Origin of the sequence: Paraburkholderia dipogonis, assembly GCF_046027395.1 — a bacterium.
GTDB lineage: Bacteria > Pseudomonadota > Gammaproteobacteria > Burkholderiales > Burkholderiaceae > Paraburkholderia > Paraburkholderia dipogonis_A.
On record NZ_JAQQEG010000047.1, the window covers coordinates 50,870 to 74,999 of the forward strand.

20 protein-coding genes and 1 pseudogene are annotated in these 24,130 nt (G+C 62.8%); 12 read left to right on the forward strand and 9 right to left on the reverse strand.

Annotated features, from left to right (window positions below):
- Nucleotides 1–58 precede the first annotated feature (58 nt).
- Genes PQR32_RS35255 through astE form a run of 6 tightly spaced genes read left to right on the forward strand, consistent with a single transcriptional unit; the run spans nucleotide 59 to nucleotide 7,274 of the window.
- A complete protein-coding gene (locus tag PQR32_RS35255; protein ID WP_408238409.1) occupies nucleotides 59–1,294 on the forward strand; it encodes an aspartate aminotransferase family protein in 1,236 nt (411 codons plus the stop codon).
- 41 nt (nucleotides 1,295–1,335) lie between these two features.
- Nucleotides 1,336–2,394, forward strand: coding sequence for an arginine/ornithine succinyltransferase subunit alpha (aruF, locus tag PQR32_RS35260; RefSeq protein WP_408238412.1), 1,059 nt, complete (start codon nucleotides 1,336–1,338; stop codon nucleotides 2,392–2,394).
- Nucleotides 2,391–3,422, forward strand: coding sequence for an arginine N-succinyltransferase (gene astA / locus PQR32_RS35265; RefSeq protein WP_408238415.1), 1,032 nt, complete (start codon nucleotides 2,391–2,393; stop codon nucleotides 3,420–3,422). The genes aruF and astA overlap by 4 nt, the downstream gene beginning before the upstream one ends.
- Before the next feature lie 2 nt (nucleotides 3,423–3,424).
- Complete coding sequence (gene astD, locus PQR32_RS35270) at nucleotides 3,425–4,888, forward strand: succinylglutamate-semialdehyde dehydrogenase (RefSeq protein WP_408238418.1); 1,464 nt, start codon at nucleotides 3,425–3,427, stop codon at nucleotides 4,886–4,888.
- Nucleotides 4,889–4,897: 9 nt separating this feature from the next.
- Nucleotides 4,898–6,238 carry an N-succinylarginine dihydrolase gene (astB, locus tag PQR32_RS35275; RefSeq protein WP_408238421.1) on the forward strand — a complete coding sequence of 447 codons (1,341 nt, stop codon included), beginning with the start codon at nucleotides 4,898–4,900 and terminating at the stop codon, nucleotides 6,236–6,238.
- The gene (gene astE, locus PQR32_RS35280) at nucleotides 6,222–7,274 is read left to right on the forward strand and encodes a succinylglutamate desuccinylase (protein WP_408238424.1); all 1,053 of its coding nucleotides are present in this window, start codon (nucleotides 6,222–6,224) and stop codon (nucleotides 7,272–7,274) included. Before astB ends, astE begins: the two co-directional genes overlap by 17 nt.
- Nucleotides 7,275–7,337: 63 nt before the next feature.
- On the opposite strand, the gene gstA is transcribed toward astE, so the two are convergent.
- On the reverse strand, nucleotides 7,338–7,958 hold the full coding sequence (gene gstA, locus PQR32_RS35285) for a glutathione transferase GstA (RefSeq protein ID WP_408238427.1): 621 nt from the start codon (nucleotides 7,956–7,958) through the stop codon (nucleotides 7,338–7,340).
- Between the two features lie 126 nt (nucleotides 7,959–8,084).
- Between gstA and PQR32_RS35290 the strand changes: the two genes are divergently transcribed.
- Nucleotides 8,085–8,993: a LysR family transcriptional regulator gene (locus tag PQR32_RS35290; protein ID WP_408238430.1), complete on the forward strand. Its 909-nt coding sequence runs from the start codon at nucleotides 8,085–8,087 to the stop codon at nucleotides 8,991–8,993.
- A 246-nt stretch (nucleotides 8,994–9,239) separates the two neighbouring features.
- Nucleotides 9,240–10,034: an ABC transporter substrate-binding protein gene (locus PQR32_RS35295; RefSeq protein ID WP_408238433.1), complete on the forward strand. Its 795-nt coding sequence runs from the start codon at nucleotides 9,240–9,242 to the stop codon at nucleotides 10,032–10,034.
- A gap of 85 nt (nucleotides 10,035–10,119) precedes the next feature.
- Here PQR32_RS35295 and PQR32_RS35300 read toward each other — a convergent pair whose 3' ends face one another.
- Nucleotides 10,120–10,878: an acetoacetate decarboxylase gene (locus PQR32_RS35300; RefSeq protein ID WP_408238436.1), complete on the reverse strand. Its 759-nt coding sequence runs from the start codon at nucleotides 10,876–10,878 to the stop codon at nucleotides 10,120–10,122.
- Between the two features lie 265 nt (nucleotides 10,879–11,143).
- On the opposite strand from PQR32_RS35300, the gene PQR32_RS35305 reads away from it, so the two are divergent.
- On the forward strand, nucleotides 11,144–12,514 hold the full coding sequence (locus PQR32_RS35305) for an EAL and HDOD domain-containing protein (protein WP_408238439.1): 1,371 nt from the start codon (nucleotides 11,144–11,146) through the stop codon (nucleotides 12,512–12,514).
- A 136-nt stretch (nucleotides 12,515–12,650) separates the two neighbouring features.
- On the opposite strand, the gene PQR32_RS35310 is transcribed toward PQR32_RS35305, so the two are convergent.
- Nucleotides 12,651–14,108: an HDOD domain-containing protein gene (locus PQR32_RS35310; protein WP_408238442.1), complete on the reverse strand. Its 1,458-nt coding sequence runs from the start codon at nucleotides 14,106–14,108 to the stop codon at nucleotides 12,651–12,653.
- Between the two features lie 103 nt (nucleotides 14,109–14,211).
- The gene (locus tag PQR32_RS35315; protein WP_408238445.1) at nucleotides 14,212–16,026 is read right to left on the reverse strand and encodes a putative bifunctional diguanylate cyclase/phosphodiesterase; all 1,815 of its coding nucleotides are present in this window, start codon (nucleotides 16,024–16,026) and stop codon (nucleotides 14,212–14,214) included.
- 303 nt (nucleotides 16,027–16,329) lie between these two features.
- Here PQR32_RS35315 and PQR32_RS35320 point away from each other — a divergent pair, with 303 nt between their 5' ends.
- The 3 genes from PQR32_RS35320 to PQR32_RS35330 all read left to right on the forward strand — a co-directional run bounded on the left by PQR32_RS35320 (nucleotide 16,330) and on the right by PQR32_RS35330 (nucleotide 19,026).
- The gene (locus PQR32_RS35320) at nucleotides 16,330–17,667 is read left to right on the forward strand and encodes an EAL and HDOD domain-containing protein (RefSeq protein ID WP_408238448.1); all 1,338 of its coding nucleotides are present in this window, start codon (nucleotides 16,330–16,332) and stop codon (nucleotides 17,665–17,667) included.
- Between the two features lie 203 nt (nucleotides 17,668–17,870).
- The gene (locus PQR32_RS35325; protein WP_408238451.1) at nucleotides 17,871–18,431 is read left to right on the forward strand and encodes a peroxiredoxin; all 561 of its coding nucleotides are present in this window, start codon (nucleotides 17,871–17,873) and stop codon (nucleotides 18,429–18,431) included.
- A 121-nt stretch (nucleotides 18,432–18,552) separates the two neighbouring features.
- A complete protein-coding gene (locus PQR32_RS35330; RefSeq protein WP_408238454.1) occupies nucleotides 18,553–19,026 on the forward strand; it encodes a hypothetical protein in 474 nt (157 codons plus the stop codon).
- A gap of 350 nt (nucleotides 19,027–19,376) precedes the next feature.
- On the opposite strand, the pseudogene PQR32_RS42285 reads toward PQR32_RS35330, so the two are convergent.
- The 5 genes and pseudogenes from PQR32_RS42285 to PQR32_RS35355 form a co-directional block, all read right to left on the reverse strand.
- Nucleotides 19,377–19,755 (reverse strand): annotated as a pseudogene (locus PQR32_RS42285) (LysR family transcriptional regulator); the annotation flags it as partial.
- A 268-nt stretch (nucleotides 19,756–20,023) separates the two neighbouring features.
- A complete protein-coding gene (locus PQR32_RS35340; RefSeq protein ID WP_408238457.1) occupies nucleotides 20,024–20,275 on the reverse strand; it encodes a PAAR domain-containing protein in 252 nt (83 codons plus the stop codon).
- Complete coding sequence (locus tag PQR32_RS35345) at nucleotides 20,272–20,898, reverse strand: hypothetical protein (RefSeq protein WP_408238460.1); 627 nt, start codon at nucleotides 20,896–20,898, stop codon at nucleotides 20,272–20,274. Before PQR32_RS35345 ends, PQR32_RS35340 begins: the two co-directional genes overlap by 4 nt.
- 3 nt (nucleotides 20,899–20,901) lie before the next feature.
- Entirely contained in the window at nucleotides 20,902–23,286 is a 2,385-nt protein-coding gene (locus PQR32_RS35350; RefSeq protein WP_408238463.1) for a hypothetical protein, read from the reverse strand.
- 20 nt (nucleotides 23,287–23,306) lie between these two features.
- On the reverse strand, nucleotides 23,307–24,130 hold an 824-nt coding region (locus tag PQR32_RS35355; protein ID WP_408238466.1), incomplete at its 5' end, for a DUF2345 domain-containing protein.

Here is a 24,130-nt window from a genome sequence, read left to right on the forward strand (position 1 = left end):
ATCGCGTGCGGTTTCCTACACTACCTGTATTACCTCTCACCTGTAACGAGGATTTGCCATGAACGACCTGACAGTGACACGCCAGACCTTCGACGAAGTCATGGTGCCGGTGTTTTCGCCCGCCGCCTTCGTGCCGGATCGCGGTCTCGGCTCGCGCGTCTGGGATACGCAAGGCCGCGACTATATCGACTTCGCCGGCGGCATCGCCGTCACCGCCCTCGGTCATGCGCATCCCGAACTGCTGAACGTGTTGCACGAGCAGGGCGGCAAGCTGTGGCACATCGGCAATGGTTACACCAACGAGCCGGTGCTGCGCCTCGCCAGGCGCCTCGAAGACCTGACTTTCGCCGACCGCGCATTCTTCGCCAACTCGGGCGCGGAAGCGAACGAAGCCGCGTTGAAGCTGGCGCGCCGCGTCGCGTTCGACCGTCACGGCGCGGATAAATACGAAATCATCTCGTTCACGCAGTCGTTCCATGGCCGGACGTTCTTCACGGTCAGCGTCGGCGGCCAGCCGAAGTATTCGGAAGGCTTCGGCCCGGTGCCGGCCGGCATCACGCATCTGCCGTACAACGACATCGAAGCGGCAAAGAAAGCCATCGGCGCGCAAACCTGCGCGGTGATCGTCGAGCCGATTCAGGGCGAAGGCGGCGTGATCCCGGCGGATCCGGCGTTCCTGAAGGCGCTGCGCGAAGCCTGCGATCAGCACGGCGCACTGCTGATTTTTGACGAGGTACAAACGGGTGTGGGCCGCAGCGGCTATTTTTACGCGTACGAGGAAACCGGCGTGACGCCGGACATCCTGACCACGGCGAAAGCGCTCGGTAACGGTTTCCCGATCGGCGCGATGCTGACCACCAACGAACTGGCCGCGTATTTCAAGGTTGGCGTGCACGGCACGACGTACGGCGGCAATCCGCTTGGCGCGGCGATCGCTGAGAAAGTGGTCGAGCTGGTCAGCGATCCGAAGCTGCTCGAAGGCGTGCGCTCGCGCAGTGAAGCGCTGAAGGGCCACCTCGCGAAGCTGAACGAACGCTTCGGTCTGTTCACGGAAGTGCGTGGCCGAGGTCTGTTGATCGGCGCGGAATTGACCGATGCATTCAAGGGCCGCGCGAAAGATTTCGTCACGGCAGCAGGCCAGCACGGCGTGATCATGCTGATGGCCGGTCCTGACGTGCTGCGTTTCGTGCCCTCGCTGATCATGCCGCTCGACGATATGAACGAAGGCTTCGAGCGACTCGCCAAGGCCATCGAAACGATCGTCGGCGCGAAGGCTGAAGCGGCGTCGCATTGATTCACGGCATTGATCACGCGTCACATTCAACAGGAACGATGATGCTCTTCGTACGCCCAGGCCGCCTCGCCGATCTCGACGCGCTCGAACACATGGCGCGCACCGCGCAACCGGTGCTGCATTCCCTGCCGCACGACCGGCGTGCGCTCGAAGCGCGCGTCGCGTTGTCGGAAGACTCGTTTCGCGCGGAGGTCGATTTTCCGGGCGAGGAGTTCTATCTGTTCGTGCTCGAAGATGCGCTAAGCGGCAAGCTGATGGGCACGGCGAGCATCGTCGCCGCAGCCGGTTACTCGGACCCGTTCTACGCGTTTCGCAACGACGCGCTGATTCATGCGTCGCGCGAACTGCATGTGAATCGCAAGATTCACGCGCTGACCATGTCGCATGAACTGACGGGCAAGAGCCGCCTCGCGGGCTATTACATCGATCCGTCGCTGCGTGGCGACGCCGCCGCGCATCTGATGTCGCGCGCGCGGATGATGTACATCGCCGCCAATCGCAAGCGCTTCACGCCCGAAGTGTTTTCGCTGCTGCTCGGCGTCACCGACGAGAACGGCGTGTCGCCGTTCTGGGAAGCGGTGGGGCGCAAATTCTTCGGCCGCAACTTCGCCGACATCGAGATCGAATCGGGTGGCCGCAGCCGCACGTTCATCGCCGAAGTGATGCCCACGTATCCCATCTATGTGCCGTTGCTGCCCGAGGCGGCGCAGCGCGTGCTCGGCGAGCCGGATTCGAAGGCCTTGCTCGCGTATGACATCCACCTTGAAGAAGGCTTCGAGACGGATCGCTACATCGACATTTTCGACGCGGGTCCGGTGTTGACTGCACAGGTGGATCGCAGCGCCTGCGTCACGCGCAACGAAACTCGCACGGTGCACGAGAGCAATGCGGCCGCTAACGGTTCGACGTATCTGATCGCGCATAACGACGCCGATGGCGAGTTCCGCTGTGTGCTCGCCGAATTAACAGCGGGTAAAGAAGCTGGCGCCTCGATGTCGCACGCGGCGCGCGCCGCGCTCGGCGTCGAAGAGGGCGACACGGTGCGCTGCGTGCCGCTGCACCAGCCGCAGCAGGAAGAACAATCGGGAGAGGCACGATGATCGTCGTTCGCGTTGTGCAACGAGGCGATGTGGACGCGCTCATGCGGCTCGCGCAGGAAACCGGCCCGGGTCTGACCACCTTCAAGCCGGACCGCGAGGCGCTCGCGGCACGCGTGGAACGCGCGCGCCGCACGATGGAAGACAAGGCCGAGCCGCACGAAGCCGGCTACTTCTTCGTGATGGAAGACACCGACACGGGCGACGTCGCCGGTGTGTGCGGGATCGAAACCGCGGTCGGCTTGCAACAGCCGTTCTACAACTATCGCGTGAGCACGGTGGTGCACGCGAGCCAGGACCTCGGCATCTGGACGCGCATGCGCGCGCTGAATATCTCGCACGACCTGACGGGTTATGCCGAAGTATGCTCGCTGTTCCTGAGTCCGCGTTATCGCACGAGCGGCGTGGGCGGCTTGCTGTCGCGTTCGCGTTTCATGTTTCTCGCGCAGTTTCGCGAGCGCTTTCCGCAGCGTCTGTGCGCGGAATTGCGCGGCCATTTCGATGCCGAAGGCACCTCGCCGTTCTGGCGCGCGGTCGGCTCGCATTTCTACCAGATCGATTTCAACGCGGCGGATTATCTGAGTTCACATGGCCGCAAGGCGTTTCTCGCCGAGCTGATGCCGCGCTATCCGGTGTATGTCGAGTTGTTGCCGGAAGAGGCGCAGGAGTGCGTTGGCCTCACGCACAACGACACGATTCCGGCGCGCCGCATGCTCGAATCGGAAGGGCTGCGTTACGAGAATCACGTCGATATCTTCGACGCGGGTCCGGTGCTCGAATGCCATATCGCCGACTTGCGCACGGTGCGAGAGAGCGTGGTGGTGCCGGTCGAAATCGGCGCGTCGGCCGCGCCGCAGGATGGACCGAAATCGATGGTGTCGAATACGTCGTTGGGCGATTTTCGGGTCGGCGTGGTGGCGGGCGTGCCGCAGGACGGCGTGTTCCGCCTGAGCGCGACTGAAGCCGCGGCACTCGACGTCAAGGCAGGCGACCTCGTGCGCGTGCTGCCGCAGAAACACAAACAGGGATGATCATGAGCGAGCTTTTCATCGACGGCGAATGGGCCGCCGGCACAGGACCCGCATTCGCGTCGCACAACCCGGGCACGGGCGCGACGGTGTGGGAAGGCAACAGCGCTTCGGCGGACGACGTCGATCGCGCGGTGCGCAGTGCACGCCGCGCCTTCGCCGCGTGGTCGGCGTTGAGCCTCGACGAACGTTGCGGCGTGGTGCGCCGCTTCGCCGCGCTCGTGACCGAACGCAAGGAAGCGCTGGCTGAAGCGATCGGCCGCGAAACCGGCAAACCGCTGTGGGAAGCGCGCACCGAAGCGGCTTCGATGGCGGCCAAGGTCGAGATCTCGATTCAGGCTTATAACGAGCGCACCGGCGAAAAGAGATCGGCGATGGCGGACGGCACTGCGGTGCTTCGGCATCGTCCGCATGGCGTGGTGGCGGTGTTTGGGCCGTACAACTTTCCGGGCCACTTGCCGAACGGGCATATCGTGCCGGCACTGATCGCGGGCAATGCGGCCGTATTCAAGCCGTCGGAACTCGCGCCCGGCGTGGCCGCGCTCACCGTGCAGATCTGGCGCGATGCCGGTTTGCCCGCGGGCGTGCTGAACCTCGTGCAAGGCGAGAAGGACACCGGCATTGCGCTCGCGAATCATCGGCAGATCGACGGTCTGTTCTTCACGGGTAGTTCGGATACCGGAACATTGCTGCACAAGCAGTTCGGCGGCCGCCCGGAAATCGTGCTGGCGCTCGAAATGGGCGGCAACAATCCGCTCGTGATCGGACCGGTGGCCGATGTCGATGCCGCCGTGCATCACACGATTCAGTCGGCGTTTCTGTCAGCGGGGCAGCGTTGCACGTGCGCGCGCCGTATTTTCGTGCCGAACGACGCGGGCGGCGATCGTTTCATGGAACGCTTCACCGAAGTCACGTCGCGCATCACCGTCGGTGAATATAACGTCGATCCGCAGCCGTTCATGGGTGCCGTGATTTCGGCGCGTGCTGCGTCGCGACTTGTCGCCGCGCAAGAACGCTTGCTGGCCGATGGCGCCAAGGCTTTGCTTAAGATGGAGCAGCGCGATCCGAAACTCGGTTTCGTCACGCCCGCGATCCTCGACGTCACGAACGTGAAGAACCTGCCCGACGAAGAGCACTTCGGGCCTTTGGCGCAAATCATCCGCTACGGCAGCTTCAACGAAGCGCTGGAACAGGCTAACGACACCGAGTTCGGTCTCTCCGCCGGCCTCCTCGCCGACGACGAAGCGCTCTGGACGCACTTCCAGCGCACCATCCGCGCGGGCATCGTCAACTGGAACCGGCCGACCAATGGCGCATCGTCGGGCGCGCCGTTCGGCGGGCCGGGCCGCTCGGGCAATCACCGGCCGAGCGCGTATTACGCCGCCGACTACTGCGCGTTCCCGATGGCATCCGTCGAAAGCGCGCAACTGCAAATGCCCGCGAGCGTTTCGCCGGGCCTTCAATTCTAAGGATCGACGATGCAAGCCACTGAAGCCAATTTCGACGGCCTGGTCGGCCCGACCCACAACTACGCGGGGCTCTCGTTCGGCAATGTCGCGTCGCAGAACAACGACAAGTCGGTTGCGAATCCGAAGGCGGCCGCGCGGCAAGGCCTGCGCAAGATGAAGCAACTCGCCGATCTCGGCTTTCATCAAGGCGTGTTGCCGCCGCAGGAGCGTCCGTCGATGCGTCTGTTGCGCGAGCTCGGTTTCTCCGGCGACGACGCGACCGTGATCGCGCGCGTGGCCAAGGACGCGCCCGAGTTGCTGGCCGCGGCGAGTTCGGCTTCAGCGATGTGGACCGCGAATGCGGCGACCGTGAGTCCGTCCGCGGATACGCACGACGGGCGCGTGCATTTCACGCCGGCCAATCTGTGCAGCAAGCTGCATCGCGCGATCGAACATGAATCGACGCGCCGCACGCTGCGCGCGATTTTCAACGACGCCGACCGTTTCGTGGTGCACGAAGCGCTGCCCGGCACGCCCGCGCTCGGCGATGAAGGCGCGGCGAATCACACGCGATTCTGCTCGGAATATGCGGCACGTGGCGTCGAATTCTTCGTGTATGGCCGCAGCGAGTATCGTCGCGGGCCGGAGCCGAAGCGCTTCCCGGCGCGTCAAACCTTCGAGGCGAGCCGTGCGGTCGCGCATCGTCATGGCCTCGCGGATGCGGCCACGGTGTATGCGCAGCAGAACCCCGACGTGATCGACGCGGGCGTATTCCATAACGACGTGATCGCGGTCGGCAATCGCAATACGCTGTTCTGTCATCAACTGGCGTTCGTCGAACAGAACGCGGTGTACGACGAACTGCGCTCGAAGCTCTCCGGCCTGAAAGCGGACTTCAACGTGATCGAAGTGCCGGACGCCCAGGTAAGCGTGGCCGACGCCGTCACCTCGTATCTGTTCAACAGCCAGTTGCTGACACGCCCGGATGGTAAGCAGGTGCTGGTGGTGCCGCAGGAATGCCGCGAAAACCCGCGTGTTGCCGCATACCTCGACGATCTGACGTCGCACACGGGCCCGATCGACGACGTGCTGGTGTTCGACCTGCGCGAAAGCATGAAGAACGGCGGCGGCCCGGCGTGCCTGCGCCTGCGTGTCGTGCTCGACGACGCGGAACGCGCGGCAGTGACGCAAGGCGTGTGGATCAACGATACGTTGTTCGGCCGTCTGGATGCGTGGATCGAAAAACACTATCGTGACCGCCTCGCACCGGCCGATCTGACCGATCCGCATTTGCTCGCCGAATCGCGCACCGCGCTCGACGAACTGACGCAGATTCTCGGTTTGGGTTCGCTGTATGACTTCCAGCGCTGAGCGCGATATGCCGGTTTCGATGCTCGACGATTTCCTCGCCTACACGCTGGCGGGCACGCGGCCGGCCGCTAGTGAAACACAGGGTACGTGCGCCGGCGGCGTGCGCTGGTCGTGGCTGGACGACGGCGTGCTGTTGATGGAACCGGCGGCGCAGGAAGAGGGCGTGCGCAGTGTGCTCGTTTCCGCCGGCGTGCATGGCGACGAGACCGCGCCGATCGAACTGCTGGGGTTTCTGGTGCGCGACATCGCGCGAGGTGCCGCCTCGCTGACTTGCCGCCTGCTGGTAATTCTCGGCAACGTCGACGCCATGCGCGACGCCTGCCGTTATCGCGATGACGATCTGAACCGCCTTTTCAGCGGCCGTCATCTGCAGGTGCCGCAGAGCTACGAGGCACCGCGTGCCGCCGCGCTGGAGCAGGCCGCGACGCAATTCTTCGCGGCAGCGTCGGACCAACCAGGCGCGCGCTGGCATATCGACATGCATACGGCGATCCGCGCGTCCGCCTTCGAACAGTTCGCGTTGCTGCCGCATACCGGCAAGCCGTTTTCGCGCGCGATGTTCGAGTGGCTCGGCGAGGCGCGTATCAGTGTGGTGCTGCTGCACACCACCAAGGGCAACACGTATTCGCATTTCACCGCGCAAGAGTGTGGCGCCGAGGCGTGCACGCTGGAACTCGGCAAGGTGCGTCCGTTCGGTCAGAACGATCTGACGCGTTTCGCCGGTGCCGATCACGCGGTGCGCCAACTGCTGGCCGGCATGAGCGGCGAGGCGCGTGCGGACATGCCGCGGGCGTTCACAGTCATCGATCAGATCACCAAGCGAAGCGATGCGTTCGAATTGCTGGTCGCCGCCGATGTGGCGAATTTCACGCCGTTCGCGAAAGACACCGTGCTCGCGCGCGACGGCGAATATCGCTATGTCGTGCAGCACGACGAGGAACGGCTCGTGTTTCCGAACGCGACCGTCAAGCCCGGTTTACGCGCCGGCTTGATGGTTGTCGAGACGACGCAGGACACGCTGTCGAAACTCGTGTAGTTCACCACGCACGAACCAAACGTTGCGCGCTGGGGCGCGCAACGTTTCCCCTCAGGCCGCTTCTTAAGCCGCGTTTGCGCGGATCAAGCCTTCGGCCACCATCGCTTCACGCACCTTCGGCCGCGCCGCGACGCGCTCCAGATATGCGCCCAGCTTCGGATAAGCGCCGAGGTCGATCGACAGCATGCGCGCCCAGCTCAGCACCGTGAACGCATACGCATCGGCGACCGAGAACTGTCCCGTCAGGTAGTCGCGCGACGCAAATACACGCTCCAGTTCGCTAAAACGCGTGGCGAGTTTCGCGCGGCATTCGGCCTTCGTCGATTCGGCTGTCTCCTGGTGCCACAGCCACGGACTGAACGTCTTGTGCAATTCCGTGCTGATATACGTGAGCCATCCGAGTGCTTCGAGCCGTTGTGGCGAACCCGCAGGCGGCAGCAAGCCCGACTCGGGCGCAAGATCGGCGACGTATTGAAGCAGCGCTGCGCCTTCGGTGTGGCGCGAGCCATCGGCGAATTCGAGCAGGGGCACATAGCCGCGCGGCGAGATCGCATAGTAGTCGTCGCCGTTGGCGAGCTTGTGCGTTTGCAGATTGACCTTGACGCCTTCGAAGTCGAGATCCGCTTCGCGCAGTGCAATGTGAACCGCCAACGAGCAGGCGCCCGGTGAGTAATAGAGTTTCATGATGGTTTCGCTATGAACGGGTGTGAGGTCCCGGCGGGTGCCGGTGGCGAGGCTCGTCGGCCGACAAGTCCATGTGGTAAAAGTAGCCGGGATCGCATTCCGAATAAACAGGCGGCTTGCCAAACCATGCGTGCAAAAACGCAATACGAACTGACTTCGGCGGATACGCAAACCATTCTCGCGCTGGTGCGCACGGGCACGCTCGCGGAAGCCGCGCAGCGTTTGGGTATCGACGCCTCGACCATCTTTCGCTCGGTGCAGCGGATCGAACGCGGGCTGGGGCAGCGTCTCTTCGAGCGCTCGCGCAGCGGTTATCGCGCCACGCCGCTCGGCGCGCAACTGGCGCGACACGCCGAGCGCATCGAAAGCGAACTCGCGGCGGCGCGCTCCACGGTGCAGGCGAGCAGCGACAGCGTGTCCGGCAGCGTCCACGTGACGACCACCGATACCGTGCTCTACGGCCTGCTGTTGCCCGCACTGCATGATTTCGCGGCGCTGCATCCGGCGTTGTCGTTCGAACTGACCGCGACCAACGGTCTCGCGAGCCTCACCAAACGCGATGCCGATATCGCCGTGCGCGCCACGCGCCGCGCGCCGGATCATCTGGTCGGCAAGCATGTGGGTCCGCTGCGCATCGCAGTGTTCGCCGCCAAAGGCAGCAGCATCCATGCGAGCGACGCCGATGCGCTGGCGCGCTGCGACTGGGCGGCCCCGGACGCCTCGCTCGGCGATCACCCTTCGGTGCTTTGGCGCAAGCGTCATTGCCCGACGGTCGAGCCGCGCTACAAGACCAACAGCGTGATGGCGGTGTTCGAACTCGTCGTGCGCGGTTTCGGCGTCGGCATCTTTCCGACTTTTCTCGCGCGCGGCCGCGACGATCTCGTGCAATTGACGCCGCCGCTCGACGAGGCCGAGTCGCAGGTCTGGGTGCTCGCGCATCCGGAGTCGCGTCATTTGCCGCATGTGGCTGCCGTCTATACGCATCTGTCGCAGCAACTCAGCGGCGATTTCGCAGCGGGCGACGGCGCGCTTTAACGCGTTTGCCTTTGCCTGAACGCGACAGCTATTTACACCTTTACGCATGAACCCAAGGCGCGTACCCAACGACGCGCCGCGCGGCGCGCCCGCAGGCGCGGCAGACGAAGCCTGTACAATCGCGGCCTCGCGGCTGTTGCGCTGCACCACAGCGGCCGCATGAGTTTGAATCGCAATTTTGGCGCGGCAATCATGCTTGCCCGGATTCGGCTCCGTCTTATTCAATACCGTAGAGGAACACCCGTAATGAAGATGAATTGGCGAAACATGGCTGCGCTCGCGCTATTCGCAGCGGCTTCGGTCACGGCCGGCACCGCGTCGGCGGCCGATATCAAGGAAGTGCATTTCGGCGTCGAGGCATCGTATGCGCCGTTCGAATCGAAGTCGCCGTCGGGCGAGCTGCAGGGTTTCGACATCGACGTCGGCAATGCCGTGTGCGCGAAGCTGAAAGCCAAATGCGTGTGGGTCGAGAACTCGTTCGACGGTCTGATCCCGGCCTTGCAGGCGCGCAAGTTCAACGCCATCAATTCGGACATGACGATCACGGATCAGCGCCGTCAGGCGGTCGATTTCACGGATCCGATCTACACCATCCCGAATCAGATGATCGCGAAGAAGGGCAGCGGTCTGCTGCCGACGCCAGCTTCGCTCAAGGGTAAGCATGTCGGTGTGCTGCAGGGCACGATTCAGGAAACCTACGCGAAGGCGCGCTGGGCGCCGGCCGGCGTCGACGTCGTGCCGTATCAGACGCAGGACCAGATCTACGCCGACCTCGCCTCGGGGCGTCTGGACGCGGCCTTCCAGGACGCGGAAGCCGCATCGAAAGGCTTCCTGAAGAAGCCGCAAGGCGCGGGCTTCGAGTTCGCCGGTCCGGCCGTCAGCGACGAGAAACTGCTCGGCGCGGGCGTCGGCTTCGGCATCCGCAAGGGCGACAAGGCCCTGAAGGACGCGCTGAACCAGGCGCTCAAGGAACTGAAGGCGGACGGCACGATCGACCGTTTTGCGGCGAAGTACTTCGACGTGAAGGTGGTGTTGAAGTAACGCGCTTCGTTGTGTCTGATGCAAACGGCCGCTATTGCGGCCGTTTGCATTTGTGCGGCGGCGGCGCAAGGCCGACGCTAATGGATCACCGCACGTTCGCTTCTGGTTGATCGAGATAATCGAACACGACTTCGCCGAGACCGAGCGTCAGATCGGCAATCAGATGGCGCGCTTCGACGATCTCGAGCACCGGCAATTCCGCGACCGGCGCGAGCGCATGCGGCGCCAGTTCGAGCGCGGCCGGGCCGGTCCATGCGCCTTTCAGATCGATGTCCTGCAGGTAGTAGCGCACCAGTTCGCAGATGCGCGGCGTACCGTCCACATGCGGAATCACCTTGAGCAAAAAGTTCGGCGTTTCGAGGCGCTTCTTCTGCTGCGCCAGGTCGAGCTGCCGATGCTTGTAGCCCATCGTGCCGGTGGCGATGCGCACCGGGCCGTAGTCGAGCGTGCCGACGAGCGTGTCGGTGTGGACGGCGAGCACCGGGTTCGCGAGCTTCTTCGGAAAGCCCCACAGTTCGCGGCCGCCGGCGATCGGCGGATGGTCGTCCAGATACATGGCGAGCGTGTAGCCGCCCGCCACGCCCTTGTACGACACCGGAATCACCTGGCCGCTTTCCGTGTAATCGCCGAAGCCCGTCGAATCCGGCATGCGAATGAACTCGTAGTGCACCAGCGGCTCGCCGATCTCGAGCGGCTCGGGCACCACGGCGCGCAGTTTGTCCGGATCGGTGCGGTAGGTGATGATCAGAAATTCGCGGTTGATGAACCGGTACGGGCCCATGGGGAATGCCGGGCTCGTGATCGGCATCGCGAAGGCATTTGACAGCACGCTTTTGACGTTCATGTTTTTCCTTGGTGGTTAAACGCGGTTGGAACGCTTCTGCACTGCACAAGAGTATCGTCGATTCCGTGCCGGATCGCTTTCAGACTCATCTCCAATTATTTCCAGATATTGCTTCACGGACGTGTCCGCGCATGGCGGCCTGCGCTAAAATCGCCGAGTGCACTGCGGGCGCCACGGGCTTCACGGCCTGGGACGCGCGCTAACGGTGCGGCGAAAATCAAAATACAGCAGTAAGCGCCTGGGCGGCGCTTAGCGGGGGAGTGCAATGACCACCATCGCAATCGAGAATCCGGGCCAAACGGGTGCAACAGACGATGCGCAATTGAATGCCAGCTTCGCGCGACAGCCGATTCTGAATCGTGACGGCATGCTGTGCGGCTACGAGATCAAGGTGCGCGCGCCGGAATGGACTGCGGACAGGCTGGAGGGCGCACGAGCCGCCGCGGACGCGGACAGCGATACCGACGCGTCGTCGTGCCGCACGCCCGGTCCGGCGCAACGCGTGGCGCGAGCCATCATTCACGGGCTGCTTCAGGGCAATGTGCGCGGCGCGCTGACCGGGCATCCGGCTTATGTCGACGTCAGCCGCGACATGCTATTCGACGACGCGATCCTGCGGCTGCCCGCCGAGCGCTTCATGCTCGAACTGGCGCCGACGATCGAGTGCGACGAGGCGCTGGTGGCGCGCATCGTCCAGTTGCACGGACGCCGCTATCGCTTCGTGCTCGACGAGGTGACCCAGCCCAACGAAACCTTCGCCAAACTGCTGCCTTACGCGGAAGTCGTCAAGATCGATTTCACGGGCGTGCCGCGCGCGCTGCTGCCGAAACTGGCGAGCGTGCTCAAGTCGGCGGGCAAGCTGCTGGTCGCCTCGGGAATCGACGCGCAAGCCGATTTCGAAACGGCCCATGGACTCGGCTTCGATCGCTTCCAGGGTTACTTCTTCGCGCGCGCGCAGACCTCGGCGACGCGCCGTGTCAGCGCGCCGCGCCATGCGTTGCTGAACCTGCTGCAACTCCTCTCGGGCGATCCGACCGTCGCGCAGCTCGAAGCCGAACTCAAGCTGAACCCGGTGCTGGTGATGCACCTGATGAAGCTCGCCAATTCGAGCGGCCTCGCCGTCGGCCACAAGGTCACGACGCTGCGCGAAGCGATCAACGCGACCGGCACCAACCGCATCGCGCGCTGGACGCAGCTGCTGCTCTACGCCGACGGCCGCAAGGTCGCCCTCGAAGATGATCCCTTGCTGCAACTCGCCGCGACCCGCGCGCGCTTCATGGAACTGGCGATCGAGCGCCTGCCCGAAGCCGGCCGCGACGAGGCCGATGCAGCGTTCCTGACCGGCGTGTTTTCATTCGTCGACGCGGTGTTCGGCGGCTCGCTCGAAAGCACCTTGAACGTGCTGACGTTGTCGCGTCCGATTCAGGCGGGCATCTTGCATCGACAGGGCGTGCTGGGGTTGCTGCTCACCGCGGTCGAAGCGCTCGAACGCGGTGCGTGGGATGAAATCGAAACGCTGTGCGAACGCTTGCAGCCGTTGACGGTGGAGGAGGTCGCGGAACTGGGTCTGGCGGCCGGCGCGTGGGCCGGTGTCGCGGACCGCAGCGCGGAAGGGTTGGAAAGAATCGAGGATTGAGGTCAGCGATTCGGCGGAGGGCCGCGGCATGCCATGCATGGCGGCCTCGGCGAGCCCGACTCGGCTTCAACGTGGCGTAGGGCAAATACAGAACAGGTGAGAGTGAAGCGCCGTGATCAACGATCACGCCAGGTCTTCACATCGTCTCCATTTCCCGCATCTGCCCCAAGCCGAAAAAACGCCCTAACTCCCTGGCCAGTTCATTCAACACGCTCATCTCTTTCTGTGAGATGCGACGTGGCTCCTGACTATGCGACCAGTCGCCGTAGAGCAGCGCCACGGTCGTGTCGCTTTCATCGACGACCGGCAGCAGCACGAAGGCGCGGGCGTCGTCGAATGAGCGGCGGAACCATTCGGGCAAGCGCGCGACCATCTTCGGGTCGCGCGCGTTTTCGATGAAGATGCCCACCGAGTTCGCGATCGCCAGATGAAACACGTCGGGTTCGAAGGCGGTGTTGAACGTTAGCTTGGGCAACGCTGCGTCGATCTTCGGTCCGAGACCGAGGCGCGCCTTGAAGGTGCCGTTGCTGTGCTTGACGAATACCACGGTGCGCGCAAAGCCGAGGCCGGCGAGCAGCGTTTCCGCGGCCATCGCCAGGGCCGGCTGGAGTGGGCTGCCGTCGGGCAGGCCGCGCAGATCTTCGACGCCCACCGCGATGCGCGCCTCGGGATTGAGCGCCTCGCGCGCGATCGCATCGGCATTGGCGCGCAACTCGACGATTTCGCGCATCACGCCGTCGCCGCCTTCCTCGCGGGCGAGCGCCACGCTCATCTCGAGCAGCACTTCGGGATCGGTGTTGAGCGCGCCGCTATATTCCTGCGCCAGTTCGGCGATGCGTTGCTCGCGCTCCCAGTCCGGCATGTTCTGCTGGGTGAGTACGTCGGCGACCGCCGTCGAATAATTGGTGATGGCGCGCAGCCACTGCACCTGGCGCGGCTGCGTGACGTCTTGCGGGTCGAACTCGCCCATGCCGGAGCGGATCATGTCGGGCAGGCGCCAGCGCACCGCGGCTTCGGCGCCGATTTCGTCGAAGGTCACGCCGAGCACCAGCACGCAGGCATCGGCTTCGAGCGTGCCGTCGTCGATATGGCGGCGAATCTGATCCCATTCGGCGTCGAGATAGAACACCACCAGCAGCTTGCCGATCTGCCGCATCAGCGTGCAGACCACGGCTTCCTCACCGGCGCGCAGATCGCCGCGCTCGGTCAGCTTGCGCGCGACGCAGCCCGACAGCAGTGTGCGGTTCAGTTCGAGTTTCGCGTCGATGCGGCGCGGCGCGCTGTGATGGAAGTGATCGACGATCTTCAGGCCGACCACGAGATGGCCGACTGCGTCCATGCCGAGCACCATCAGTGCGCGCGACACGGTCGTGATGTTGCCGCCGAACGCCATGTACATGGCCGAGTTGGCGAGCCGCAGCACTTTTTGCGTCAAGGCGAAGTCGGAAAGCACCACCTGCACGAGGCCGGTGAAGTCGAGGTCGTCATTGTTCATCGCCGCCATGGTAGAGCGCAGCGATTGCGACAGCATGGGGAAATCGCCGCGCTCGCTCATTCGCGTCCAGAGCCGGTCGAGCACCGCCGCCTTTACCATGTGAGTCCCGCCAAAGCCATACATGTTCCAATGAGTGCCACGCCGGCCAGAGGCCGGCTTGTTCCGCTGCATGATTCAATACATGAGCGCTTTGCCTGCATGGCTAGGCGCTGTGCAAATGAAGCGTGCGCGCTTCGAAACGCTGCGCGAGTTCGTCGGAGGGCAACGCCTTGCAGACGAGCCACCCCTGGATGTGGTCGCATCCCATCTCGGTGAGCAGGGTGCGCTGCGCTTCCGTTTCGACGCCCTCGGCCACCAGCTCGAGATCCAGTGTCTGAGCGAGGCCCACCACGGCGCTAACGATTGCCTGATCGTTCCGGGAGGTTAGCAGATTCTCGACAAAACTCCTGTCGATCTTGAGCTTGGCCAGCGGGAAGCGTTGCAGGTAAGCCAGGCTCGAATAGCCGGTGCCGAAGTCGTCGACCGCGAAGCGGATGCCCATTGCCGTCAGCTCTTCGAGCAGACCCTTGGCATGCGCCGGGTCGTGCATCAGCAGGCTTTCGGTGATCTCGAACACGAGGCGGCGCGGATCGATGCCGGTCAATTCGATCGCCTCGCGCACGGAGTCCTTGAAGCGCGGATCGCGGAACTGCTGCGGCGACACGTTCACGGCCACGTATTGCAACGCGATGCCTTTGGCATCCCACTGGATCAACTGCATGCAGGCCACCTTCAACACCCAGTTGCCGAGGAAGTTGATCAGGCCGATCGACTCAGCAAGTGGGATGAACATGGACGGCGGCACCAGCCCGTGCACCGGATGCAACCAGCGAATCAGCGCTTCCACGCCGACCACGCCATGCGTGCGGCTGCTCGTGATCGGCTGGAAGTGTAGCGAGAACTCGCCGTTGCGCACGCCGTCGTAGAGGTCGGCCTCCAGCTTCAGGCGTTCGGCGTCGGCGGGGTTGTCGTCGGGGACGTAGAAGGCGAGCGTGTTGCCGCCGGCCGCCTTGGCCTGCAAGAGGGCGTGGTCGGCCCAGCGCAGCAGGTGGGTGTCGTGGGCGGCGGTGTCGTTGGCGTGGCGTACGTCCGGGTAGAGCGCAATGCCGATGCTCGCCGACAGATGCACCTGCTGGCCGTTGAACACATACGGCTGCTGGATCGCGGTCAACAGGCGCCGCGCCAGCGTTTCGGCTGCGGCCGCCGCGTCGGTGCGGCTGGCGGCGGGCTTCACGAGGATCGCGAACTCGTCGCTGGCCACGCGCGCCACGGTCTCGCTCGGGCTCGTCATATTCAGTATGCGGCGCGAGGTGTCGCGCAGCATTTCGTCGCCGGCGTCGTAGCCGAGCGCGCGGTTCACGCGCTGATAGTCGTCGAGGTCGAGCAGCAGCAGCGCGGCGGGCGTGCCGTGCGCGTCGGCTTGCTGCTGGGCGTCGAGGAGCGCCGGGATCAGCGCCGACTGGTTGGCCAGATTGGTCAGGCGGTCCAGATGCAGCGCCTGGGTCAGGCGTTCCTCGGTGGCGCGCCAGGCCGACACGTCGAAGCCGGCGATCGCATAGCCTTCGGTGCCGTCGTGGCTGCTGCGCACCACGCGCAGCTCGACGGTGATCGGGTAAGTGAGCGACTTGATGAGACCGAGCGTGGCCTTCTCGACGTTGCCCGACACGGCGGCGCGCGTCAGCAGGGTGTCTAGGCGCGGCACGTCGGCCGGCGCTACCAGGTCGTGCAGCGTGATGGTCTCGAGATACTCGCGGTGATAGCCGATGAAGCGCAGGCTGGCCTCGGACACATAGATGAAGCGCAGTTCGTCGTCGACGTGCGCCAGCAGGTCGACGGCGCCGACCACCTGTTCCAGTTGCGCAGCGCGGCTTGCGGCCGTCTGCGGTTTGCCGTCCACGCGCCGGCCGAACGCACGAAGCCGGTCGATGACCGTGCGCAAGGAGCCCCGGCGGGGCGCGGTGATCCTGTTCGCTTCCATGTTTATCGCTGGCAACCTGTATTCGTCTGCAGGCGGGGCGGCTCACTGCCCGCCGTTTAAGGGCGGTCGAGAGGTATCAGGCCGCCCCATCAGAACGAGATAACGACCCCTGCGGGGAAATCTTTAGCGCCTGCTGTAAAAAACACGCGGTAAGGAAAGGCTTGCGCGGCTTGGCGGCGGCCCGGGACCGATTCAGTTAAAGTGCGGCTACTCGACGTCCGTTAATAGGACAAACCTCTGTTGTGCAGTGCCGGCCGTGACGTCGCTGCTGCGTAGCTTACCGAACACTTGCACCGATGCTCCATGTCTGAACGCGATCAAGCCAAGGCCACTGCCCGGCACATCGAGGTGCTCGACGCAACCGCCGACGGCGCCGAACCGGTGCCCGCCACGCAATTCGTCTATCTGGGCCGCCAGCCGATCCTCGATCGCGACGGCGCGCTCAATGCTTACGAATTGTTGTTTCGAGCTGGCGCGCATAACTACGCCGAAGTCACCGACGACGCCCAGGCGACGGCGCAGGTGGTGGCGCGCGCGATCGGCGGGATCGGCGTGCCGACGGTGTTGGGCCAGCATCGCGGCTTCGTCAATATCGACCGCGCGCTGCTGTTTAACGACATCGTCCATCTGATGCCGCCCGAGCGCTTCGTGCTCGAAATCCTCGAGACCGTGAAATTCGACGCGCAACTGGTCCGCCGTCTGGGCGAGCTGCGCCGCGTCGGCTTTCAGGTGGCGCTCGACGACGTGAGCGAACTGTCCGACGAGTTGATCGGCGCGCTGCCGCATGCCGACATCGTCAAGATCGACTTTTTGCAGACCGACCGCGCCGTGCTGCCGAGGCTGGCGGCGCTGGTGCGCGGGCAGGGCAAGACGCTGATCGCCGAGAAAGTCGAGACGCGCGAGGACTTCGCGCTCGCCCGTGAGCTTGGCTTCGATCTGTTTCAGGGTTACTTTTTCGCGCGGCCGCAGGTGCTGGCCGCGCCGCGCAACCGCTCGCCGCGGCCGGGGCTGCTGCGCCTGCTGGCCTTGCTGTCGCGCGATGCGGGCATCGTCGAGCTCGAAGCGGAGCTCAAGCTGAACCCGAGCGTGGTGGTGCAGTTGCTGCGCCTCGTCAATTCGAGCGCATTCGGGCTTGGGCGCAATATCGCGTCGCTGCGCGAGGCGATCATCGCCACTGGCACTCGGCAGATCGCGCGCTGGGCGCAACTGCTGCTTTACGCCGACAGCGGCGATCTGCCGTGGCGCGCCGATCCGCTGGTGCAACTGGCGGGAACGCGCTCGCGCTTCATGGAGCTAGCCGCAGGCTGGCTGCGTCCCGCCGACGACGAATTCGCCGATGCCGCGTTCATGACGGGCATTTTTTCTCTGATTCACGTGGTGCTCGGCAGTTCGCCGGGCGCGGTGCTGGAGAAACTCGGCCTCGCGCCGCAGATTCGCGAAGCAATCGTGTCGCGGCGCGGCGAGCTGGGCACCTTGCTGCGCCTCGCCGAGGCGGCCGGCGAGGGCGTCGACGCTGCAACGATCGCGCTGGACCCCGACGCGCCGGGCGGCTTCGTGGCTTTTACGCCCGAGGTGCTGGCCGAGCTGAATCTGTCGGCTGCAGCGTGGTTTGGCGCGCATATCGCGGAAGTGGCGGCCTGACAGGTGTGTCAGCGCCGTCGCGCGCCTTTCTGCAGGTTCGCCGTGGTCGCGTTCACGGCAACGACTTCTGCATCCTTCAGGCTGGTTCTTACGTACCTTGTGAGTACGTGGTCCAATAGCGAAGTTGGCCGGCGTTCGTGTGAACGCAGTGGCCTTGGGTTCATTGGACGAACCGCGTGCATCCACGCCTGGAGGAGCAACAGATGAAGAAGAAATTCATATCGGCGGCATTGGCCGCTGCCGTGTCGGTGGGATTCGCCATGCATTCGCTGACGGCTTCGGCGACGCTCAAGCCGGGCGATGTGGCGCCGGAGTTCACCGCGCAGGCCTCGTTGGGCGGCAAGACGTACACGTATTCGTTGGCCGACGAGCTGAAGAAAGGGCCGGTGGTGGTGTATTTCTATCCGGCGGCCTTCACCAAGGGCTGCACGATCGAAGCGCATGAGTTCGCCGAAGCCGTCGATGAATACAAGAAATATGGCGCGACGGTGATCGGCGTGTCGCACGACAACATCGACACCTTGACCAAGTTTTCGGTGAGCGAATGCCGCAGCAAATTCCCGGTCGCGGCCGATGCCGATTCGAAGGTGATCGGCGAGTATGACGCGGGCTTGCCGATGCATGCGTCGATGGCCAATCGGGTGTCGTATGTGATCGCGCCGGATGGCAAGATCATCTATGAGTACACGAGCTTGTCGCCGGAGAAGCATGTCGAGAATACGCTGAAGGCGGTGAAGGATTGGGCGGCGACGCATAAGCAATAGGCAGCCTTGATGCTCAAGCTGGGCGCCCGCGTAATTTTCGCAATGGTTTCTTGCGGTGCTCTTGCGGTGAGAGACGGGCGTCGCTCGTGCTAGGCTGAGTTTTTTGCCTTGTGAGCTTGCGATGCCGATTCTCGTTGCGTTGATTGCGTTGATTGCGTTGATTGCGCTGGCGTATGGCGCGGTGCGGGCGTTTGATGCCTTGCAGGCGGCTTTTGGGCTGGGTGTTGCTGTCGGTGTTGCCGTGCTGGTGGCTTTGCTGCTGATAGCCGCGCTGGCTTATTGGTGGCGGCGCCGCAAGGAAGTGGCTTCCAACGTTCGTGATGGAGATTGGACTCACGAACTCAAAGGGAGTTGGGGGTCGGTGCGGCTTGCTGCCGGTAAGCGGCTTTGTGAGATTCGTCTCGGTGAAGAGCAGGGCGCTTATATCTTTGCGGATTTGCTCGGGGCGGAGGCGCAGGGCCATGATGCTCAATGGCAGGTTGCTTTGAAGGTCAAAGATGCTAAGCATCAAACTTGGGTCTTGCCTATGCGGGATGAGCGGCAGGCTAAACAATGGGCGCGGATTTTGATGCTCGCTGAGGAGCAGAAGCTTTAGGGGTTGTTTTTGCGGATTGGCCTTTCCGTGATTTTTTTGTGGTCTATTAGCGTTGCTGTGTGGGGCGAAGCCTCCTTTCTTTGGCTGGTAACCAAGCTGCGTGCGCTGGAGGGCTCCCTTGAAACCCTGTCCTGACTCCAGGAGACATGCGGACATGTGTGCCAGAGGGGCGGTGGCCGAGGCCTGAATCCGGCCATCGCGTCTGCCCGTGACGGGACGCAATACGGAGCCGATACCCGAACGGTCCGATTACCTCCACTCCCGATATCTGCGCGAGGGCTAGCGTCGGTCAGTTCCTCGGTAATCATGTTGCGATTCGCTATGGCGAGTCCTGCGCCCTTGCAGGCTGCGCGGATCGATTGCTCAACATCGGGGAGCGAGAGAGCGAGCGGGCCAAGAAGCGGCGAACATCTTTGGATTGCAAACGTAGGGGCATGGAGGCAACCAACCGGCGCGTTCCGGTTTGCTCCGCGACTTGCCCGCATCCACGCTCGATCATGCCGAAGGCGTCGGCGAGACAGGGCCGCAACTGCGCGCCCGCCGCTGTCAGGCGATACCCGTATGGTCGCGTTCGAACAGACGGGCGCCAAGGGATTCCTCAAGCATCCGAATCTGCCGGCTGACGGCGCCCTAGGTTACACATAGCGCCGCCGCGGCCCGGTTAAAACTCAGGTGACGTGCCGTCTCTTTGAAGAGGCGCAACGCGATCTGCGATGGCAACCGCCGCATGGATCACCGTCAGTCTTTCCGATAGCTCAGGAAAACGAAGCGTCTGGAAGGTGCCGGTCCACCAGCATTCAGGTCAGCAGGCGGTCAAAGGGGAAAACCCCCGCCTGGTTAAGCCTGCCACTGTTCGTGGACCAGCAGGCCCATTCGATCACACTTCAATGCCACCCAGTAGCGTTGTGTCGAAATTTGACAATCGACCGGCGTCGCTTCAAGTATTCGTTTCCGACCTTCACTCACGCTCTTCCTTTTCCCGCGTACTCACGATTACTCACGCCAGACTCGAAATCAGACTGCATCCGCAGGTGGCGTGATGGCCCTGCCGCGCAACGGGCGTACCGCAATCGGTTATTCTCGTGTCGCCTTCGAGGATCATATTGGGCTGGACGTCGGGGTGCAGCGGGCATTCTATGAGATCGCCCTTGCGGGCCACGCGCCGCCCGGCATGACGGAGGGTTTGGTAGGCGGTGACGACTTGCCCGCCGTGGTCGGTGGTGTCTCCGAGTCGGATGAGGTCGATCATTGATTACTCGTCTTGGACTGACTATCAATGAAGCTCAGACTCCTAAGAACGCGCAAAATATATGGCAAAAAATCCCGTTGTGGCTCACGCAGTCTCATCGACTGACCATCCCCGCATACCGCCTTATGCCCATTAAATAAGCAGAAGCTATAAAAGCGCACGCGCTGAGCTTCTTCTCCGTTGATTTGATCCGTTGTTCTCAAAAAGCCCGTCGCGTTTATTGATCTCACTTGATAAATGCGCGAAACGGGGGCAGTGAGCCGTCGCTCAGAGTTATCCTCGTAATACGGCTTCCACCTTTTACCACGCATGTCCCATGCTGCTCCATAGGCAAGTGCGGTTCCATCCGACGATTGCACGTCTATGCACTTAAAGCGAAGCGAGAATTTTTCAATCGTGCTGGGTACCGGTGGCTTCTCTGTCCAATACGACGCGTTGGCAACCACGCCACTTGCCAAGTGTCCACCGTAGTAGTCAATCACGCTGATGGCGCAGTCAGCCCCCATGTCTACGGCAAGGACGGGAAATTTGTCCTCAGTGGCAACCGGTGTCACAGTGTAGCCAACACTGACTCGGCAGATAGCGGTACACAGTAGTAAGTTGATTTTGAGCCTAGATTTCATCGTTCAGTTTCTTCTCGGTTGCCGACCTTCAGGAAAGGCGAGCGGTGCTCCGTGTTCGTCGGCAAACCACGGTTCGCCGACGACTGCCAATGTCTGAGCAAATCCGACGCAACGTGCGATGTATCCATTGAACGTGATGTTTGGCTGGCCTACAGCAGCGGGATAGTTTACGACGGCCGACGCGTCGCGGAAACTTTCACTGTGGTAATAGATCTTGGTAATCGATGACCCGCCATTGCCCGGATGGTGAGAATTAGGAGGTCGAGTCGCGGAAACTGTTCGTCGTTGAAGATTGGTAGACCGGTCGGCATACTTCGCCATGCCCATTTTTGACCAGTAAAATCCGGCGCTATCCGACGGACCGGTTTGATCGTCAGCAGTAGGCGGATCACCATCGCCGCTAACGTTGAAGCGCCACCCGATCATTGCCGCCGTTACGCCGCTGATGCTATCTGCGATGTACTGTTGGGCATGAGAGCTGTCGGCACTAGCCTGTTGGTATGCCTGATGCAGCCTACTGCGCGCCTGTGGTGAAATCAGAGTCCCGCGCCCAACAAAATCCCAGTACTCGATGTAGTTATTTGGGCCTGTCAGTTGAAGGAAACCGCGGCCGTCCCATGGGTAGTACCACATGCCATGATTGTCTTCGTGCAATTTGGTGAGCCACTGCGTCTCCTGTAGCGCATTCCCAAAAAACGCAGATATTCGCCGCGGTGTATTAATAAGGTACTTGCGCAACGAACGGTTAAGCGGGGAAAGATAGGTATTCAGGAACGACGGACGCACGTCAGCGACATTCTCGTAATACGTTGCATGCTGAGGACCTTCGCGCAACACCTCCTTTGGCAGAAGCTGCTTGAATTCGCTCGCGCTAAACCACCTGCACGTCCTGAACTGCCGCACAAACGCCGCCGGCGGGAAATGCCAGACCTCACTGGCATGCGGCAAATCGGGATCGCTGACATCCTCCCAGAACGCCAGATCACGCGCATGCTCCATCAGCCTGTTGAAGTCACTTTCCGACAACGGGTTGGTCAATGCCTCATGCGGACTCTTCAGCCAGTTGTATCGTGCTTCCAGTCCAGCCCGGCTCCACTCGGAAGGGAATTTGCACACTGCATGCGCCATGCGTTGCCGGATTGCACCGAGACCCAATGCCTGCGCAGCGTCAGCGTGGCTGACATGCCCGGAATGATTGACGTCCAGCCAGCGCTTTACCGTGGGCGAATCACACAGGCTGTCGGGCGCGGGATCGTCGTTGATGAAACTCCAGCCCGCCCATTCGGGAAAATCAGCATCGCTATAGACGCGCACGCCCGCCTTCGAGAGATTGATCCATCCGTCACCGTCCGGTGTTCTCACTTTGCGCCAGTGATTGAAGCGCGCGCCGCTGGCAAGCTGGTCGTTGATGCAGCGGCCGAAGCGGAGCATCTCGAAGATGGCGCTGGGGTAGGCTACCGCGATGCCAGCGGGAATCCCTGCCAGACTGTTGTCGGTAAAACGCCCATGAAGTGCTATAGCCCTTTTGTACAGGTTGTACTCTGCTTCGCTCTCAACGGGCATGGCACCGGAGGCGGACCAGTTTCCATCCGTATTCTGCTGGTAGGTCGTGAGCGTGCAGTCCTTCTCGTAATGCATGCGGATAACAAGATCGCGGCTCGTTCCGGCCGGAACGAGAGACGCCTGCGGGTGCAGCGTGGCAACGGCTGGATAGCTATCGTCTTCACGATACGGGTGCGGCTCATTCGCAAAGAGCTTTGCGCCACGAGGAACGAAGAACCATATGTCGCCATAGACCGCGTCCGTTCGTGCCGGTGTACCAGCCAGCGGACCTGGAGCGCGCCCAATAAACTTCCGCAGATTCACCTCGTCGCAGACGATCTCAAAGTGGATTTGCGGAAACTGGCCGTAAATCTGGCCCGGTGTGCCGATCAGATCCTTACGGTAGATCTTCTTGCCCACTGCGAGGGATGAAAGCACCTGCTGCATATGCATGTACAGGGAGTAGTAGGTGACCTTCGCATTGTCGCCTTCGCCGATTTCCGTGTCGTGCCGGATAACCATACAGCCGTCATCCGTGCGGACATTCCGGTACTGGAGCGTCGGCTTGTGGGTCATGTCCGTTCGGCGCACGTACACGATCGTGCCGTCCGCAATGGCGCGCACGGAGGCAGGTTGCCCGCCATCGGTTGGCGCCATCAGATGCGCACCGCCATGCCAGCCAAGATTGAAGCTGACTGGATAGGCACCGTTGCCAGGTGCGCACTCGAGCATGTTGGAAGTGCACACGTCGCTGTCGGGCACAACGGCGTTGCCGGCGTCCGCCGTGAGCACCAAGTCATTCTGCTGCGGCTGTGCTGTCGAAAGAAAAGGAGGGCTGATAATCATGGGGCTTTATGGCGAGGCCTTCAGAGGGAATGCGTGTAATGCTCAGTGGCCGTACCGGAACCGAATGGGGCGAAACTGGGTATGTGAGCGTCGGGGCCTGGAACGTCCCACGATGCGGTCTTTTCGAGAATCGGGCCCGGGGACCCGTTGATGATCCCGTTGCCGCTGAGCTGGATGTACGAGCCGCCCGCGCCGATCCACACTTCCTTTGCCGCCGTGATGACAACGCGCCCACCGGTGCTGGTGACGGTCACGTCCTTTAATGCGGTAAGCGCCATTTCGTTGCTTTGGGCCTGAACCTCTACCTTGCCCTTTGCAGCTATCAGCCTCATGCCAAGCTGATACGCGAACAGCGAAATGGCACCTCGCACCGCGGCGAACAACGAGTGGCCCGAAGCAATGCTCACGTCGCGCCCGGTCGTCAAGGCCAGGTCATACCTGCTCGCAATATGGGTACTCTGCGCCGCCGTCATGCCGATCCCCGCAGCGCTCGCGATTACCATATCGGACCGCGCCAGTTCCGGGAACGGATTAACGTCCGATTTCGCCTCGCCACGAATGGCGCTGTTCTGCGCCTTGATGTCACCAATGGCGTCGCGCTGGTCAGTGCCGTCCTGCTGGGCGGTGTGCTGCCGAGCAACTTCCGCCATATCCTCATGAAGTTCGCGCGCCTGCGTGAGCCGCTGCACCGTCTCGCCCATGTCCTTGACGGGAGCCGTTGCACCCGCTCGCGTCTCGGTGCTGATGACCATACCCCGATTGGCGCGCAGCGCGCCCCATGAATCCGTTGCCAGTTCCCACCCCTGGCCGCGTTCCTCCTTGCGCCCGTTGTTACCGTCGATGT